Here is a 15,961-nt window from a genome sequence, read left to right as displayed (position 1 = left end):
TCAACAAAAATTAGGCTACTTATCTCCGATAGAATATCGAAAACAAGCAGCCTAATTGAGATGCTTTTTTGTTATGTCTCAAATTAAGGGTTCAGCACCATTGAGGAGTCGCATCTTTTTTTATGCTACTATCTTTATGAGGTGAACCATTTGAATACTTTTTTATTGTTAGCATTTGCTAGCATTTATTTAATATTATCATTGTATTACTATAATCGGCCGAATGTATTGATGTTGTGGTTGAGTTATTTACCAACATTATTGCACGAATTCGGACATGCATTAATATGTCAGTTAACCGGGGGAAATGTAAGCGACATCGTTATCGTGACAAGAAGAACTGAACGACTTTCAACTGGACGTAACGGTTATGCTGTTTCACATACGACATCTGGTTGGAATCGATTTGCTACTTTTATCGCAGGTTATATGTTTCCACCACTATTTTTAATACTTGGAGTATTTTGTTTATCGAGAGCGTGGCAAATCGGTTTTTGGATATTACTAGGACTTGTTTTTCTCTATTATTTTGTAAAAACATCTAGAAAGATATTTCCTTTTGTTGTGATGTTATTAATTGCCGGTGGATGTTATTTGTATTATCGTTATCAGGATGTTGTTTCAATGTGGGTGGTTGGAGATTGGATTATTTATATCGTGCTAGGAGTTCTATTAGCTGACACGATTCTATCAAGCTATACGATGACTATCATCTATTTCCAGGGGAATACCTCTTGGGATGGTGCAATGTTAAGCCGTCTAACAAGATTGCCAGTTTTGGTTTATTATTTATTGTTTATAATAGTGCAACTCGGAAGTTGCTGGTACGTTGTGAAAGTCTTGATATTGGGATGAAATGGGTCGATTCTATTGTTGAATCGGGCAATTTTGCTTGCTTTGGCACGGTTCCCTTGCTGAATCGGGCCATTTCGCTGATTTTGGCACGGTTCCCTTACTGAATCGGGCCATTTCGTTGGTTTTGGCACGGTTCTCTTCCTGAATCGGGCCATTTCGTCTTGTTTGGCACGGTTCTCTTCCTGAATCGGGCCATTTCGTCTTGTTTGGCACGGTTCCCTTGCTGAATCGGGCCATATCCTCTTAAATTTATTTATAATAATTCGTGAAATAAAAATATTTCTCCCCGTCTTTTTTAAAATACTTCTCCAATACTCTATAACTGGTATTCCTCAACTCCCTTCCTACCCAGCGATGAGCATCCTTTGTTGTTATTGGGCGATTCAGCAATACTTCTAATTCTATTAAGTTATCTCTAATCAATTCCATCTTCTTCATGCGCTTCAAACACCCTTTGCACACAATCGCTTTCGTCTTATCACAAATAATGTTAATTTCCAAACCACATTTCGTACATTGTAGTCCGCGCTTAACTTTTTCAAAGTTAAAATTCGGTCTTCGATCATATAAACTAATTGGTCTATGGATATCCTTAAAATAACTTGCCATCCTACTTTCGAGTTCTCCCGCCGCAGCACATTCTCCAACGGATTTCATAACCTGACCTATATCGTAATACTTTACCATGCCAATAACTTTATTTTGAAATGAAAATCCTTTATTAATAAATATCATTTTACTTTCAACAGAATGCCCTGTTTCCATCCATTGAATAAGACCTGTCAATGTTTCATGCATCGTCATAAATTGTGCTTCTGGATTCTTTATACTAAAGCCAGGCTTTTTCCAGACCATTCCTTCGTTCACAAATTTCCCGAAATAATTCTTTACATCAAATGCAAATATCTTCTCTCCGGTTAAAATCATTCGATCAACTTCAAAAGACTGACCTTCGAACTCTATACAAATATTGAACAGCTGAATATATTTATCTTCCACAGGAAATTCGTTTAAGAATTGCAACTCACCTAAATAACCATAGTAACTGCGATGATAATCTTCACTGTATTCATACGATGGCAAACGACGTTTCAGTATATCTTCAAGTACAACAATTCGTGGTGGTTGAATCATGATTGTCCTCCATTATGTGATACCTTACATATAACAAATCGTTGTAAAATTACTATTACAATTGTATAAATTTTACATAAAAAAAACACCACTACAAAGTGATGTCTTTTAAAAATTTAATTCGTATAAATTGTGCCAGTAAACTGCATATCACGATAATCACTATAAACGGTACGACAGATGTTTCTCCCATAACACCAACGATTGGTGACAATAATCCACCTACTAGAAATTGCATCAATCCTAAAATTGAAGATGCGCTACCTGCTCCTTGTTTCTGCACCTGCATCGCAATGGAAAATCCTGTTGTTCCAATCATACTAACCGGTGTGATCAATAAGAAGAAACTCATCCATAAACACCACATCGGTAAATGTAATATGAGTATGATACTTGTTGCTAACATTCCAACGAGTTGTATCGTCTGACCTAACTTCAATATGTCTACTTCACTCATTTTATCTACTAACTTCGCTGTAATTTGACTAAATATAATCAAACCAACACCATTGAAAGCAAATAGATAACTAAACTGCTGCGCATTCATATGATATATTTTCTGGGTAATAAAAGGTGATCCTGAGATATAACTAAACAAAATCCCATAAGTCAAAGCTTGTAACATTAATACCGTTACAAACTGTTTATTAGTGAGTAATTTTTTGAAATCATTCACGATCGATTTCAATGCCCCTTCATTACGGGCTGATTTCGGCAAACTTTCTTTTAATGTAAAAGAAAGAAAAAACATCAACCCGCCATATATCGCAAGTATGATAAACACTGTTTGCCATGTTGACACGCTTAAAATTACTCCGCCGATAACAGGTGCTAATACGGGTGCTAATCCATTTACAAGCATTAATACTGCCATAAATTTCGTTAAATCTTTTCCTTTGTATAAATCACTCGATATCGCTCTGGAAAGTACAGCTCCTGCACCACCAGAAAATCCTTGAATAAATCTAAATAATACGAGCATACCAATACTAGTACTTGTAGCTGCCAATAATGATGATATTGCGTAAACTAACAAGACAACTGCTAGTGGTTTCTTCCTTCCAATAATATCACTGAGTGGCCCTACAAAAATTTGTCCAACTGCAAGACCAATCATACATGCAGTAAGACTTAATTGTGCGTTCGATGCTGTCGTATGCAACTCATCTGCGACACTTGGTAACGCGGGAAGATACATGTCTAATGAAAGTGGACCAAATGCTGCTAATAGCCCCAATACTATTACCAATATAAATTTATTCTGTTCTTTTCTTACTACTCGTTCCATGCCATCCTCCATAATGAAATAATTATTAGTATACCTTAACTCATGAAGCATATCACTTGTTTAACTTCATTATGCAAGGGAAAATATAACTATAAGCAAAACACAGAAAGAGGGATATACATGACAGAATCAATTAACAATGTTCATAAAGATTTATTTATCAATGGCGAATGGGTAAAGACCGCTGAATATAAAGATTTAATTAATCCTGCAACAGGAGAAGTAATCGCTAAAATTGCACAAGCTGATGAAACACAAGTAGAAGATGCAATTCAGGCAGCCCATGAAGCTTTTCAGCCATGGAAAAGTTTAGAATTAAAAGATCGTACTAAATATTTACACAACGTTGCTGACTTACTGGAAGAATATGCTGATCGTCTTGCGGAAATTATGACGATTGAACAAGGTAAACCTTTAAAAGAATCAAAATTAGAAGTCATAGCTGGCGCTGAAAGTTTCAGATGGAATGCCGAAGAAGCGCGTCGTCTATATGGTGAAACAATACCTGCACCAAATGACCATAAGTATGAAATTGCCTATGAACCTGTAGGTGTCGTTGGTGCCATCACACCATGGAACTTCCCATCAGGAATGATTACTCGAAAGATTGCACCTGCACTTGCAGCAGGAAATACAGTTGTCCTTAAACCATCAAGTGATACGCCACTTTCAGCATTAGCAATCTTCGAATTATTTGAACTAGCAGAATTACCAAAAGGTGTTGCCAATATCATAATGGGCAGCTCAAAAGAGATAGGTGAAGCAATGACATCTTCAAAATTAGTGAAGAAAATAACATTTACAGGTTCTACACCTATTGGTAAAGCGCTCTATGAACAATCAGCTGATACGTTGAAAAAAATGTCACTTGAACTTGGTGGACATGCTCCATTTATTATCAATGAAGATGCAGATATTAATGCAGCGGTAGAAGGATTAATGGCTGCTAAATTCCGTAATAACGGACAAGTTTGTATTGCACCAAATAGAATTTTCGTTCATAAATCTATTAAAGATGATGTATTACAACAACTTACTGAAAAAGTTGAAGCACTTAAAGTTGGAAACGGCCTTAATGAAGATACGAATGTTGGACCACTTATACGAGAAGATGCTATAGATAAAATTAAGAAACAAATTATTAATGCAACTGATAAAGGTGCAACACTTGTTACAGGTGGTCATCGCTTAACCGGTGATGAATATGATAATGGTTTCTTCTTCCAGCCTACAGTTTTAGATAACGTTAATCGTACGATGGATATTTTCTATGAAGAAACATTTGGACCAGTTATTCCAATCATTACATTTGAGACTTTAGACGAAGTCATCGAAATGGCAAATGATAGTGAATTTGGTTTAGCAAGTTATGCTTATGCTAAAGACAGTAAAACAATTCAAACTTTAGCAACTTCACTTGAGTATGGTATGGTTGGTATAAACGAAGTTGCTATTTCTAATCCTGAAACACCTTTTGGAGGCGTAAAACACTCAGGATTCGGACGAGAAAATTCTCATCTTGGTATTAAAGAATACGTTACAGCTAAATTTATTAATACTAAATTCTTATAACATCAAGCTTAAGGGAGAAAAATCTCCCTTAAGCTTATTAAATTTACATATTGATGAAAGAGGCATATAATATCTAAGTTATTGATTTTCATATATTACAAAAGAAAGGAATGATTATTTGTCACATTCAGTAGATAAATTATGGACAAGAGAATTTGTACTCGTGTCACTAATCAATTTCATTATTATGCTTTCAATGTTTTTATTACTTGTTACAATCGGTGGTTACGCTGTTGAACATTATCATGTTTCAACAAGTACAGCTGGTCTTGTTTCAGGTATTTTTATTGTTGGAAGTTTATTCGGCAGATTTTGGGCTGGAAAATATATTGATATCATCGGTCAGAAAAAGACACTTGTTATTGGTGTCATTATATTTGTAGTAACAACTGCACTTTACTTTGTTTCATTCGATTTAACCGTTCTTATTACCGTTCGTTTACTAAACGGGATAGGCTGCGGGATAGCTTCTACTGCTACAGGTACGATTGCTGCATTTATTACTCCAAAGAAAAGACGTGGTGAAGGTATAAGTTATTTTAGCATGAGTGCTGTAATGGCAACTGCTGTAGGTCCTTTCCTAGGAATGTTCTTATTACAATTTATAACGTTCAGACAACTATTTATTTTTTGTTTAGCATTAGCGTTAATTGCACTCTTCATGTTACCGAGCATCAAAGTCAACGAAGATTTAGAAGGTTTAAAATCACAGGCACCTAAAGGTCTACACATTTCTAACTTTATCGATACGAATGCTATTCCAATTGCAATTGTTGTGTTGATTTGTTGTACTGCATACTCTAGTGTACTCAGTTTTATTTCATTTTTTGCAAAAGAGAATAATATGGTAACTGCCGGTAGCTTCTTTTTCTTAGCTTATGCTATTGTCGTATTATTATCCAGACCATTTACAGGTCGACTAATGGATACACGAGGTACAAATGTTGTTATGATTCCAGCAATGCTCGCATTTATTGCAGGGCTATTCTCACTTAGCTTAACGCATACTCCTATGATGCTAATTATCAGTGCGATGTTACTGGGATTCGGGTATGGTAACTTTTTATCAATCGCGCAAGCTGCTGCGGTAAAACGAACTGAACCTCAAAAAATCGGTCTCGCTACATCTACTTTCTTTATCTTTTTAGATTTTGCATTAGGTTTTGGACCGTATTTATTAGGTATCTTCATTCCTATTATCGGATTACATGGATTGTATTTTTATATGGGTATCGTCGTAGTCATCGGGATGATTGTATATTTCATCTTACATGGAAGAAAGGCACATATTTATGATGCATTAAACTAAGACTTTTTTTGTCTTGGTTTTTTCTTTACTTATCCATACAATTTATTGCACAATAGAAAGTACTTAACAAAAATAATGGATGTGAAAACTTTGAAAATATTTTTAACGGGCGCAACAGGATTTGTCGGAGCTCAACTAATTAATAATTTGCTTAACAATAAAGATTATGAACTTTATGTTCTGTATCGTGATGAACATCGTAAAAATAAACTTATTACAGAAGACAACAAAGACAGATTACATTTGATTAAAGGTGATATTACTGCAGAAGATTTTGGCGTAGATAACGATACGATTTCGCGTCTTCCTGCTATGGATTATTTCTATCATCTAGCGGCACTTGTAAAATTTGACGAAGATTTAAGAGAAGATTTATTTAAGATCAATTACGAAGGTACTAAACATGCATTAGCTTTTGCCGAAAAAATCAATACGAACCATTTCCTTTATGTATCTACGGCTTATACTGTAGGCATTAATGAAGATGCAAAAGAAATATTACACGACATTGATGCAGAAACAAATAATCCTTATGAAGAAAGCAAAGTAAAAGCCGAGCACTTAGTTGCTGCTTCAAATATGAAAACATCTATTTTAAGACCTGCAATTATCATCGGAGATTCAGTTACAGGTGAAGCAGACTCTAAGTTTACGATGTATGGATTCATGAAAGCTTTAAAAGTTTTCAAACGCAAGATGGATCGTAATCCGGAAAGCGACAAACATACATATCGATTATTTGTAGATGATAACTGTACTTCTAACTTAGTTCCAGTTGATTATGTCGTTCGTGTATTAACTCGTGCAATACCTAATGCTGAAGATAAGAAAATTTATCATATTACAAATAACGAACCACCTGAAAACTTAGCAGTACTAGAAATTATTAAAAAGTATTTAAACTTCGATCAACTAACCGTTGCACCTACAAGCGACCAACATACGATGAACGACCAGGAAGCTATCCTGAATGGTTATATCGATGTATTCGAACCTTATTTTAAAAAATCAATTACTTTTGATGAAACCAATACAAAATCAATGCTTGATAAAACAGGGGAAAATACACTGACACTTACAACAGCACAACTCGACCATATCATTGAAGTATTTTTTAAATCATAAAAAGGATTTGGACATATGTCCAAATCCTTTTTTTAATTCAGTAACACGTTAGTTACTTTATATTACTTTTTTATTTGCATAGTTTTGATAATACTCTTTGAAAGTAATAAACACTTTCTTTTTCTCATCATATAACTTATATCGTATTGATTCTAAGCTTGTCTTTAATGTAATTGTTGTTGCATGCTGTAAAGGCGGTGTTTCTTCATGTGCTTTTTCCAGGTAATAATTTGGAATTCGCGGACTTAAGTGATGAACATGATGAAAACCTATATTACCAGTCAACCACTGCAATAATTTTGGCAATTTATAATATGAACTACCTTCAACAGCTGCTTTTACATAATCCCATTCTGAATTTTCTTCAAAGTAAGACTCTTCAAAGGTATGCTGAATATAGAACATCCAAATCCCAAGCATTCCACCGATAAACATTACTGGAATAAATACTGCAGCAAACATTCCGAAACCGAAGAAATAAATAATTGCTCCATATACTACAACAATTGCTATATTATGCAACCATGTGTTGATCTTTTCTTTTTGTCTTGCATCTTTACGATTAAATCGATTTGAAACAAGCAATAGATAAATCGGGCCAATAACAAACATCACAAATGGATTACGATATATACGGTAAGCAAGTTGTGTCTTCTTATCAGCAGCTTCATATTCTTCAATCGTCATCATCCAAATATCACCGACACCTTTTTTATCCAGGTTGCCGCTTGTTGCGTGGTGAATATTATGTTCTCTGCGCCATTGTTGATACGGAAATAACGTTAAAAATCCTGTGAAATTGCCTAATCGATCATTCCACTTTTTGTTCTTAAAAAATGAACCATGACAGCAATCATGGAAAATAATGAAACTACGTACTAAAAAGAACGCCCCAACTACACCAAGTGCAATTGAAATCAATGGTGAAACCTGATACGCAAACATGCCTAAAATAATACATAGTAAATAAGGTACGAGCGTATTAAAAATTTGTATAATACTCAACTGAAATTCAGATTTCTCATACGGCTTTACTGCTTTTCTTAACATCAACTTTTTATTCCTTTCCATAGGTCACCTCTAAATAAAATAATAATGAAGCCAGTATTCCCTAATCAGTTACAAAAAGTCTTTACTTAACTATTATAAACGTTTAATCCAAATAATAAAACATAAAAAATAGCACCTAGTCTTAAAAACAGACCAAATGCTATTTTACTATTATTAATAAGCAGTTAAACACTATACAATCAAATTGCATATATTCTAAAAATTATATTAGTATAGGAAATAAAATTATCCACCGATATAATTCATATTGATTTTTTTCTTCTTTCTATTTTTCACTGTTTCTTCAGTACGTTCATCTGAATAACGATCACTTCGATTGTTCCACAGTTGAGTAAGTTTCGTTTCAAGCGCTTCATCGCTGACACCGCTTCTCATAAACGATTTGATATCATATCCATCTGTCGCAAAAAGACAACCGAATATCTTACCGTCGGAACTTAAACGTGCACGCGTACAAGTTGAACAGAACGACTCAGAAACACTCGTAATAAATCCAAGTTTTGCACCATTATCATGCGTATAATACTTTGCTACTTCTCCGAAATACTTTGGAGCTTCTGGTTGAATGTCAAACGCTTTGGAAATGACTTCAATCATCTCTTTTTTTGAGATGACTTTATCAAAATTCCATCCGTTATCATTACCTACATCCATGAATTCAATAAAACGTAATGTTATTTTCTTTTCTTTAAAATATTGCACCATCGGTATCATCTGATCATCATTTAAACCTTTTTGAATGACCATATTCATCTTCACTTTCAGACCGATTGAGATCGCATAATCAATTTGTTCTAATATTTGGGTTGCTTTAATACCACGCCCATTGATCGCTTCAAATGATTCATCTAATGCATCAAGCGATACATTGATGCGACGTAATCCAGCATCATATAAAGCTTTGCCATGTTTTTTTAATAGTAGACCATTCGTCGTAAGACCAATATCTTCAATGCCTTCAATCTTGTTAAGTTCCTCGATTAGAAGCGCCAAATCTCGACGTAATAAAGGTTCCCCACCTGTAATGCGAATCTTTTTCACACCTAACTTAGCATAAATTTTCGCTAACCTCACAAGTTCTTCAAATGAAAGTAACTCATCTTTGGGGAGGAACACGTAGTCATCACCAAATATTTCTTTCGGCATACAATATGTGCATCTAAAATTACAACGGTCCGTTACTGAAATTCTAAGGTCGCGGATCGGACGCCCTAATTTATCTGTTATTTGCCCCATAATATCCACTCCTTAATTTGAGGACACGTTTTAAATCTTCTTTAGTATTGATATTTTCATACCAAAACGGCGTGCTGTTAATGCGGTTAATATGAATCAATGTTGTACTTTGCTGCGTCAATTCTTTTAATGCAAGTCTTCCAGCATCAAGTGATTCTTTTACGATTGGTAATAACGCATAACGATAGACGGCTATCGTTCTGTGTATTTGCTCATTGTCTTGATATAAGACAGCATTTGACCTATTGTGTATACCCGCCATTTCAATTAAGTACCGAATTGCAACCGGAGTGACAAAAGGTGTATCAACAGAAATTACACAATAGTCTTCATCTGGTATTGCATGCATTACAGCATAAATACCTGATAATGGTCCACATTCTTTATAAGATACTTCATCAACAATCACTTCAATATCAAGTTGACGCATCTTTATATCATCTATAAAATATTGCGATAACATCTTATTTGAACTCAATACAATTCGCTCTATACCACTTTCAATCATTGCATGATAAACATGTTCATAGAATGGTTGCTCATCAAGTGGATAGAGCGATTTATGACTTCCAAAACGAGAAGATTTACCACCTGCAAGAATAACTCCTATCATCTAACCACCACTTACTGGCGGGATGAGTGCAACAATATCGTGGTTATGAATTATTTCGTCATCCTTAACAAATTCCTCATTCACAGCTATTTGATAGCTTTCGCCTTGAATGTTTGGATATGTCTTTCCTAAGTGTGCTTTCAAATCATTTACTGAAATAGGCTCAGTAAATATAAACTCATCTTGAGAACGATTTACTTTAGCTTTAATATGTGCAAAATATAATATTTTCATCTATATCACCCTTTGTAATTTGGATGGTATCCGCGTTGACCACCAATCCATTCTTCTCCGTCTTCCCAAATTTCTTTTTTCCAGATTGGAACAACTTCTTTTATACGTTCGATTGCGTATTCATTCGCAGCATAACTGTCTTTACGATGCGGACTAGACACACAGATTACAACGGCAATTTCTGACACTTGCAAATTTCCGATGCGATGTGCAATACTGACGATTGTTCCTGGCCACTTCTCATTAATTTCTTTACCGATTTGTGCGAGCTTTTTCTCGGCCATCGGAATATATGCTTCATACTCTAAATACTCTGTTTTAACACCTTGCGTCCATTCACGGACAATGCCTGTAAATACACAAACTGCGCCTTGATACGGTGTTACAGTCATCTTTCTATAATGCTCAACATCGATTGGCATCGTTACAACTTCAAATTGTTTCACGTGTATCATCCACCCATTTGTTTATAAATGTTTTTATCATTGCAGTGCATTCCTGTTGATCTTTTGAAGTATCAATCATTAACTTTATATTGTTTAATCTTTTTAAATCCAACTCATCTTCAGTCGATTTAAATAATACTATTTTATCATAGTTTGCCTGCTTATAACCTTCTATAAGGATTACATCCGGTTGAGAAGTAACTTCGTGCTGAATAATATACTCTAAGTTATTCAGCACATCTATATCTTCTTGTTTTATCAGTTTGTGTAAATATTGATAACCTTGTACGATGCTCTCATCAGCACCACTTTCCATATAAGTAATGTGATCACGTGATTTAGGTATATCTATTTCGTCACCATTTTTGTCTCCATGATGTTTAATAACAGCAACTGTTAATCCTTTAGACTTTAATAAATGAATCATTGTATTCATTGTTGTTGTCTTGCCACTTTTTTTATATCCTACTACTTGTAATATTTTTACCATGGGACACCGTCTGATGGCGACAATCTATTCACTAATACATCAACCGTATCACCTGCAACAAATCCTCTCGTACCACCCGGCAGTATAATCATACTATTGCTCGTAGCAATTGCTATTACTGCGTTACTTTTATTGAAACCACTTGGTTTTACAGTCATCGTTCTATAGTCTAAATCCGCACGTATAAAACGCGTGAAAGGGTTAGCTTTCGTAAAATCTTCGGATAATTTTGCTTTTACAAACGTTGGGTAAACTTCCCTTTCACCTAGCATCACACGTATCACTGGACGTGTATACAATTCAAATCCTGTATAGCATGCGCTTGGATTACCCGATAACCCGAATAAGAATTTATTTTCTTTTACTGCTACTGTCGTTACACTACCTGGTCGCATCGCAATTTTATTAAACAATACATCAGTTGTTAAATCTTTATAAATTTGCGGCATATAATCAAAGTCCCCTACACTCACACCGCCAGTCGTTATAACGATGTCATGATTTTGATATGCATTACGCACTGCATTAAAAAGCGTTTCGTAATCATCCGCTTTTACATGATAATTGAGGACTTCGATATTCATCTCTTTACATAACCCCATAATCATCGGGCCGTTTGAGTTTCTTATTTTTCCGGGTAATAGCTCTTCATCGATGTCAATAAGCTCGCTTCCTGTTGCGATGATTGCTACTGACGGCTTTTGATATACCTTCACTGTTGCATAAGAAAAGGTTGCTAGTACCGCAATCACTCCAGCATTAATGAACGTACCTCGCTTCAGGATAGTATCGCCTTTTTTGCACTCTTCACCCTGGAATGAAATGTTCTCACCACTTGTAAATGGCTTTCTTAAAGTAAACCCATCTTCTGTTGCTACAGTTTGTTCAAGCATTACCACCGCATCAGCACCTGCAGGAATTTCAGCACCTGTCATAATGCGTACTGCTTCATTATTTTTGAGTGATTTCTCACTTACACTACCAGCCCCAATATGGTCAACTACATTAAAAGCGACGCGATTGTCTCCGCTCGCTCCAGCACTTGCTTCACTACGAATTGCAAAGCCATCATATGGAGACTTATTAAACATCGGTATATCATAAGTCGCGATGATATCTTCTGCTAAAACATAATTTAAACTGTCAAGATAGTTAATATCTTTAACTTCTTTTTCCTTGGCATTTTTGATACATTTCTCAATTGCTTCACTAACAGGTATTGGTGTTCTTTTCTCTAACATATATATCCTCCCGCTCTAAAATTGTAGTATGATTAATATAAGTATATAGGAAAGGAAGTAATTCTATGAGCGAATTGACTCACTTTAATGAACAAGGTAGAGCTAAGATGGTAGATGTTTCGGATAAACAAATTTCTACGCGCACTGCAGTCGCTAAAAGTTCAATCAAAGTAAATGAAATCATTTACGATCAGATTATCAACCATACAAATAAAAAAGGCGATGTGCTTGGCGTTGCACAAGTTGCAGGTATTATGGCTGCCAAAAACACCGCACAAATTATTCCAATGTGTCATCCGCTTAATTTGAGTGGTATCGATATTGCATTTGAATGGGATACAACAGATGGTTACGAAATACTGATTGCTTGCACTGTTAAAACAACCGGTCAGACTGGTGTAGAAATGGAAGCATTAACTGGAGCAAGCGCCACAGCGTTGACAATCTATGATATGACTAAAGCAGTCGATAAAGGTATGATTATCGGACCGACATATTTAGCGTCAAAATCTGGCGGAAAAAATGGCGATTTTAAACGTTAATTATTTTGTTAGCTCATGCACAATATGATGAATCTGTTGTGTAATGAGCTTCTTCATTGCTAAATTTACAGCACCGACCGAACCAGGAATTGAGAAGATGACCGTGTTATCTTTCGTACCACAAATGGCACGTGAAAGAATCGCCCGCGGTCCTACATCTTCTGTATAACTTAAAAATCTGAAAATCTCTCCGAAACCTTCCATTTCTTTATCGATGACTGATTTCACCACTTCTATCGTTACATCGCGCTTCGCAATTCCCGTTCCACCAGTTGTAATAATCGCATCTACTTTCTCGTGTAAAAGATGTTGAATCTCCTTTCGAATTTCCGCCTGATCGTCTTTTACGATTGAATAGTAGGCTTTATCGACAGAGATATTTATATCAGCTAAATGCTGAATCACTGCTTTGCCACCTTTATCTGTATCAAAGTCACGGGTATCACTCACCGTTATTACTGCAACTTTTAATGCTTTACGCTCGATATTATCATGTTCGTTATGCATTGAATTTCCTCCTACCCAAATAACTGATGATAGATTTTTTTAGCTTCATTGACTGTCTTCACTTCATGAATCAATAACCTGCCACCTTTAAACCATATCATAGGTCGATCCATAAACTTAAACCTTATGAAATAAGGATTTATATTATACATAATATGTTGTTCTTCTAAATGACGAATAAGCTCCTCTTCATTGAAGTTTAACGTCATAAATTGTACTGTATCTCGTCCGCAAAGCATCGTTTCCGTTTGCTTAAACAATAGATTAGGAAACGTCTTATCGTCTCCACATGTTGTACATTTTTCATTGAACATTTTAGAGAACTTCAAAGCTGTATGATCCATCTGCCATACATCTCCGAATATGAGTTTCGCATCAAATGGTGTTTTACTTAAAATTTTCATACAATACATCATTTGATAGCTTGTCGCAAGATTCACTGCAGGCTCTATAATTCCTACAGTGTCACATGTTCTGTTCATTACAGGAAGTATACCCATTACACAGTTAAAGCATGGTGTTACACCCGGAATAAATGGACAGGCAACGTATGTGGATTCTACACATGCACCATAAATCCACGGTATATTATATTTATAACTAAAATCATTGATAACCAATCGCGTTTCAAAGTTATCCGTCGCATCTAATATACAATCACATTGCAAAAACGCCGCTTCAAGAAGCGACGCATCACAATGTGCTATATAAGTTTCAAGTTCTAAATCACTGCGTATACTCTTTAGTTCTCGTTCACATGCCACAACTTTAGGCGTGCTCAGTTCAGCATCTGATTCTTTAAAAAGTGATTGACGTTGCAAGTTTGAAACTTCGACATAGTCACGATCGACGATAACAATTTTTTTTACGCCGCTTCTTGCAATAGATTCTGCTAAGTGTGTACCTAATGCACCGCACCCAACAATACCTACTGTAGCATTTTCGATGAATGATTGACCACTTTCACCAATCCCGTAAAACTTTATTTGTCTATCGTATCTTGTCATGACTACCCCTCAATTCCGTTACTTTCTGCCTTCTTTTTTATCCATCCAGAACATTGTTATTAAGGCAATTATACCAAACACTGCAAGGAAAGCGAAAGCTGGTTTATTCGTACCAAAGCTTGCTGCACAAAATGCGATTACTAACGGTGGGAAGAAACCACCTAAACCACCCATCATCGATACGATACCGTTTACAATACCAGCCTGTTTAGAATAATAAGTCGGTGCTAATTTAAAAATCAGACCATTACCTAAACCAGCACACGCAGAGATGATTAAACATCCTGCAGTAAAGAAGAAGATTTGATGATTTATAGAAAGCATTGCTGCACCAATGATTAGTCCGACAAATACAACTTTTAATACATCCATTGCACGTAGCTTATCACCAAGCACACCTCCGATTGGACGTAATAACGTTGCTATTGCGATAAATGTACCTGTACGAATACCAGCATCAACTTTATCTAAACCAAAGTTATTAACTAAAAAGTTCGGTAAGAATAATCCGAATGCTACGAAAGAGCCGAAAGTGATAAAGTACCAGAAGCTTAATAAGTATAGTTTATACTCCGGCAATACGCCTTTTATCTGATCCATCAATGGTTGTTTAACTTTCGGTTCGTCTTTATCACCGAATAAGAAATTAAGTAATGCAAATAATGCCATAACGATTAAATATGATTTTACTGTATTGCTCCAGCCAATCGCATTTGCTAAAGGTGGTGCAGCAAACGCTGATACTGCAGTACCGATGTTACCCATACCGTAAATTCCGTTAGCAAGACCATGCTTTTCTTTAGGGAAATATTTTGGAACACTTGTTACACCTACTGAGAAGATTGCTCCCCCAACCCCTAAAAATAGACCAGCAATCATTAACATTGTAGTGGATTGCGCCATACTAAGTAAAAATACAGGAATGAGCAGGAATATAAATGCTCCTAAAAATACTTTTCGTGCACCGATTAAATTTGCATAATATCCTAATGGAATACGTAATACAGACCCTAAAATAACTGGTATCGCTAAAATAATTGCTTTCTGACTTTCAGGAATTGAGAAGTCCTGAGACATAAATGGTAATAATGGTGCGATAATTGTCCATGCCATAAATCCAGCTAATAAACTGAACGTTTGAAGCGTTAACTGCACTTTACCTGATGCTTTGTTCATACGTTTCACCCTTTTTCATAAGTTTGTGATTTTTTATACAAACTTATTTTAAGGCTTTTTATGTACGTAGATAATTGGGGATTTCCCCTATGATGAGGTAAGTTTCCCTATATGT

General features: G+C 35.5%; 17 protein-coding genes. 5 read left to right on the top strand and 12 right to left on the bottom strand.

Translation table 11 applies throughout. The features are described from left to right. Window positions 1-150 precede the first annotated feature (150 nt). Window positions 151-855 (top strand): M50 family metallopeptidase, encoded by a 705-nt coding sequence (locus tag BHU61_RS08785; protein WP_170122516.1) that lies wholly within the window; start codon window positions 151-153, stop codon window positions 853-855. Between the two features lie 249 nt (window positions 856-1,104). On the opposite strand, the gene BHU61_RS08775 is transcribed toward BHU61_RS08785, so the two are convergent. Both BHU61_RS08775 and BHU61_RS08770 read right to left on the bottom strand, forming a co-directional pair. Continuing rightward, window positions 1,105-1,989, bottom strand: a complete 885-nt coding sequence (locus BHU61_RS08775) for a nuclease-related domain-containing protein (RefSeq protein WP_111716225.1) — start codon at window positions 1,987-1,989, stop codon at window positions 1,105-1,107. 91 nt (window positions 1,990-2,080) lie between these two features. Continuing rightward, complete coding sequence (locus tag BHU61_RS08770; protein WP_111716223.1) at window positions 2,081-3,277, bottom strand: putative multidrug effflux MFS transporter TcaB; 1,197 nt, start codon at window positions 3,275-3,277, stop codon at window positions 2,081-2,083. A gap of 120 nt (window positions 3,278-3,397) precedes the next feature. On the opposite strand from BHU61_RS08770, the gene BHU61_RS08765 reads away from it, so the two are divergent. From BHU61_RS08765 to BHU61_RS08755, 3 genes are all read left to right on the top strand, one after another. Further along, entirely contained in the window at window positions 3,398-4,849 is a 1,452-nt protein-coding gene (locus tag BHU61_RS08765; RefSeq protein ID WP_111716221.1) for an NAD-dependent succinate-semialdehyde dehydrogenase, read from the top strand. Between the two features lie 118 nt (window positions 4,850-4,967). Beyond that, window positions 4,968-6,158 carry an MFS transporter gene (locus tag BHU61_RS08760; protein ID WP_111716219.1) on the top strand — a complete coding sequence of 397 codons (1,191 nt, stop codon included), beginning with the start codon at window positions 4,968-4,970 and terminating at the stop codon, window positions 6,156-6,158. Between the two features lie 90 nt (window positions 6,159-6,248). After that, window positions 6,249-7,283: an SDR family oxidoreductase gene (locus BHU61_RS08755; protein ID WP_111716217.1), complete on the top strand. Its 1,035-nt coding sequence runs from the start codon at window positions 6,249-6,251 to the stop codon at window positions 7,281-7,283. 57 nt (window positions 7,284-7,340) lie between these two features. On the opposite strand, the gene desA is transcribed toward BHU61_RS08755, so the two are convergent. The 7 genes from desA to BHU61_RS08720 form a co-directional block, all read right to left on the bottom strand. Then, on the bottom strand, window positions 7,341-8,354 hold the full coding sequence (gene desA / locus BHU61_RS08750; protein ID WP_111716216.1) for a Delta(5) desaturase DesA: 1,014 nt from the start codon (window positions 8,352-8,354) through the stop codon (window positions 7,341-7,343). Between the two features lie 225 nt (window positions 8,355-8,579). Further along, a complete protein-coding gene (moaA, locus tag BHU61_RS08745; protein WP_111716246.1) occupies window positions 8,580-9,593 on the bottom strand; it encodes a GTP 3',8-cyclase MoaA in 1,014 nt (337 codons plus the stop codon). Then, window positions 9,571-10,203, bottom strand: coding sequence for a molybdenum cofactor guanylyltransferase (gene mobA / locus BHU61_RS08740; protein WP_111716214.1), 633 nt, complete (start codon window positions 10,201-10,203; stop codon window positions 9,571-9,573). Before mobA ends, moaA begins: the two co-directional genes overlap by 23 nt. Beyond that, window positions 10,204-10,437, bottom strand: coding sequence for a MoaD/ThiS family protein (locus BHU61_RS08735; protein ID WP_111716213.1), 234 nt, complete (start codon window positions 10,435-10,437; stop codon window positions 10,204-10,206). It abuts the gene before it with no gap. A 5-nt stretch (window positions 10,438-10,442) separates the two neighbouring features. Further along, window positions 10,443-10,883 carry a molybdenum cofactor biosynthesis protein MoaE gene (locus BHU61_RS08730; protein ID WP_099579134.1) on the bottom strand — a complete coding sequence of 147 codons (441 nt, stop codon included), beginning with the start codon at window positions 10,881-10,883 and terminating at the stop codon, window positions 10,443-10,445. Beyond that, entirely contained in the window at window positions 10,870-11,373 is a 504-nt protein-coding gene (mobB, locus tag BHU61_RS08725) for a molybdopterin-guanine dinucleotide biosynthesis protein B (RefSeq protein WP_111716211.1), read from the bottom strand. The genes BHU61_RS08730 and mobB overlap by 14 nt, the downstream gene beginning before the upstream one ends. Next, complete coding sequence (locus tag BHU61_RS08720) at window positions 11,367-12,614, bottom strand: molybdopterin molybdotransferase MoeA (RefSeq protein ID WP_111716210.1); 1,248 nt, start codon at window positions 12,612-12,614, stop codon at window positions 11,367-11,369. Before BHU61_RS08720 ends, mobB begins: the two co-directional genes overlap by 7 nt. A gap of 65 nt (window positions 12,615-12,679) precedes the next feature. Between BHU61_RS08720 and moaC the strand changes: the two genes are divergently transcribed. Next, window positions 12,680-13,156, top strand: a complete 477-nt coding sequence (moaC, locus tag BHU61_RS08715) for a cyclic pyranopterin monophosphate synthase MoaC (protein WP_111716208.1) — start codon at window positions 12,680-12,682, stop codon at window positions 13,154-13,156. Here moaC and BHU61_RS08710 read toward each other — a convergent pair whose 3' ends face one another. Genes BHU61_RS08710 through BHU61_RS08700 form a run of 3 tightly spaced genes read right to left on the bottom strand, consistent with a single transcriptional unit; the run spans window position 13,157 to window position 15,846 of the window. Further along, the gene (locus BHU61_RS08710) at window positions 13,157-13,663 is read right to left on the bottom strand and encodes a MogA/MoaB family molybdenum cofactor biosynthesis protein (protein WP_111716207.1); all 507 of its coding nucleotides are present in this window, start codon (window positions 13,661-13,663) and stop codon (window positions 13,157-13,159) included. 11 nt (window positions 13,664-13,674) lie between these two features. After that, the gene (locus BHU61_RS08705) at window positions 13,675-14,670 is read right to left on the bottom strand and encodes a ThiF family adenylyltransferase (protein WP_111716205.1); all 996 of its coding nucleotides are present in this window, start codon (window positions 14,668-14,670) and stop codon (window positions 13,675-13,677) included. Window positions 14,671-14,688: 18 nt separating this feature from the next. Then, window positions 14,689-15,846, bottom strand: coding sequence for a nitrate/nitrite transporter (locus tag BHU61_RS08700; RefSeq protein ID WP_111716203.1), 1,158 nt, complete (start codon window positions 15,844-15,846; stop codon window positions 14,689-14,691). Window positions 15,847-15,961: the final 115 nt, after the last annotated feature.

It is taken from the genome of Macrococcus epidermidis, from assembly GCF_003259695.1.
GTDB classification, from domain to species: domain Bacteria; phylum Bacillota; class Bacilli; order Staphylococcales; family Staphylococcaceae; genus Macrococcoides; species Macrococcoides epidermidis.
The sequence above is the reverse complement of the archived record's forward strand: the minus strand, read 5'-3'. Positions and strand labels throughout refer to the sequence as shown.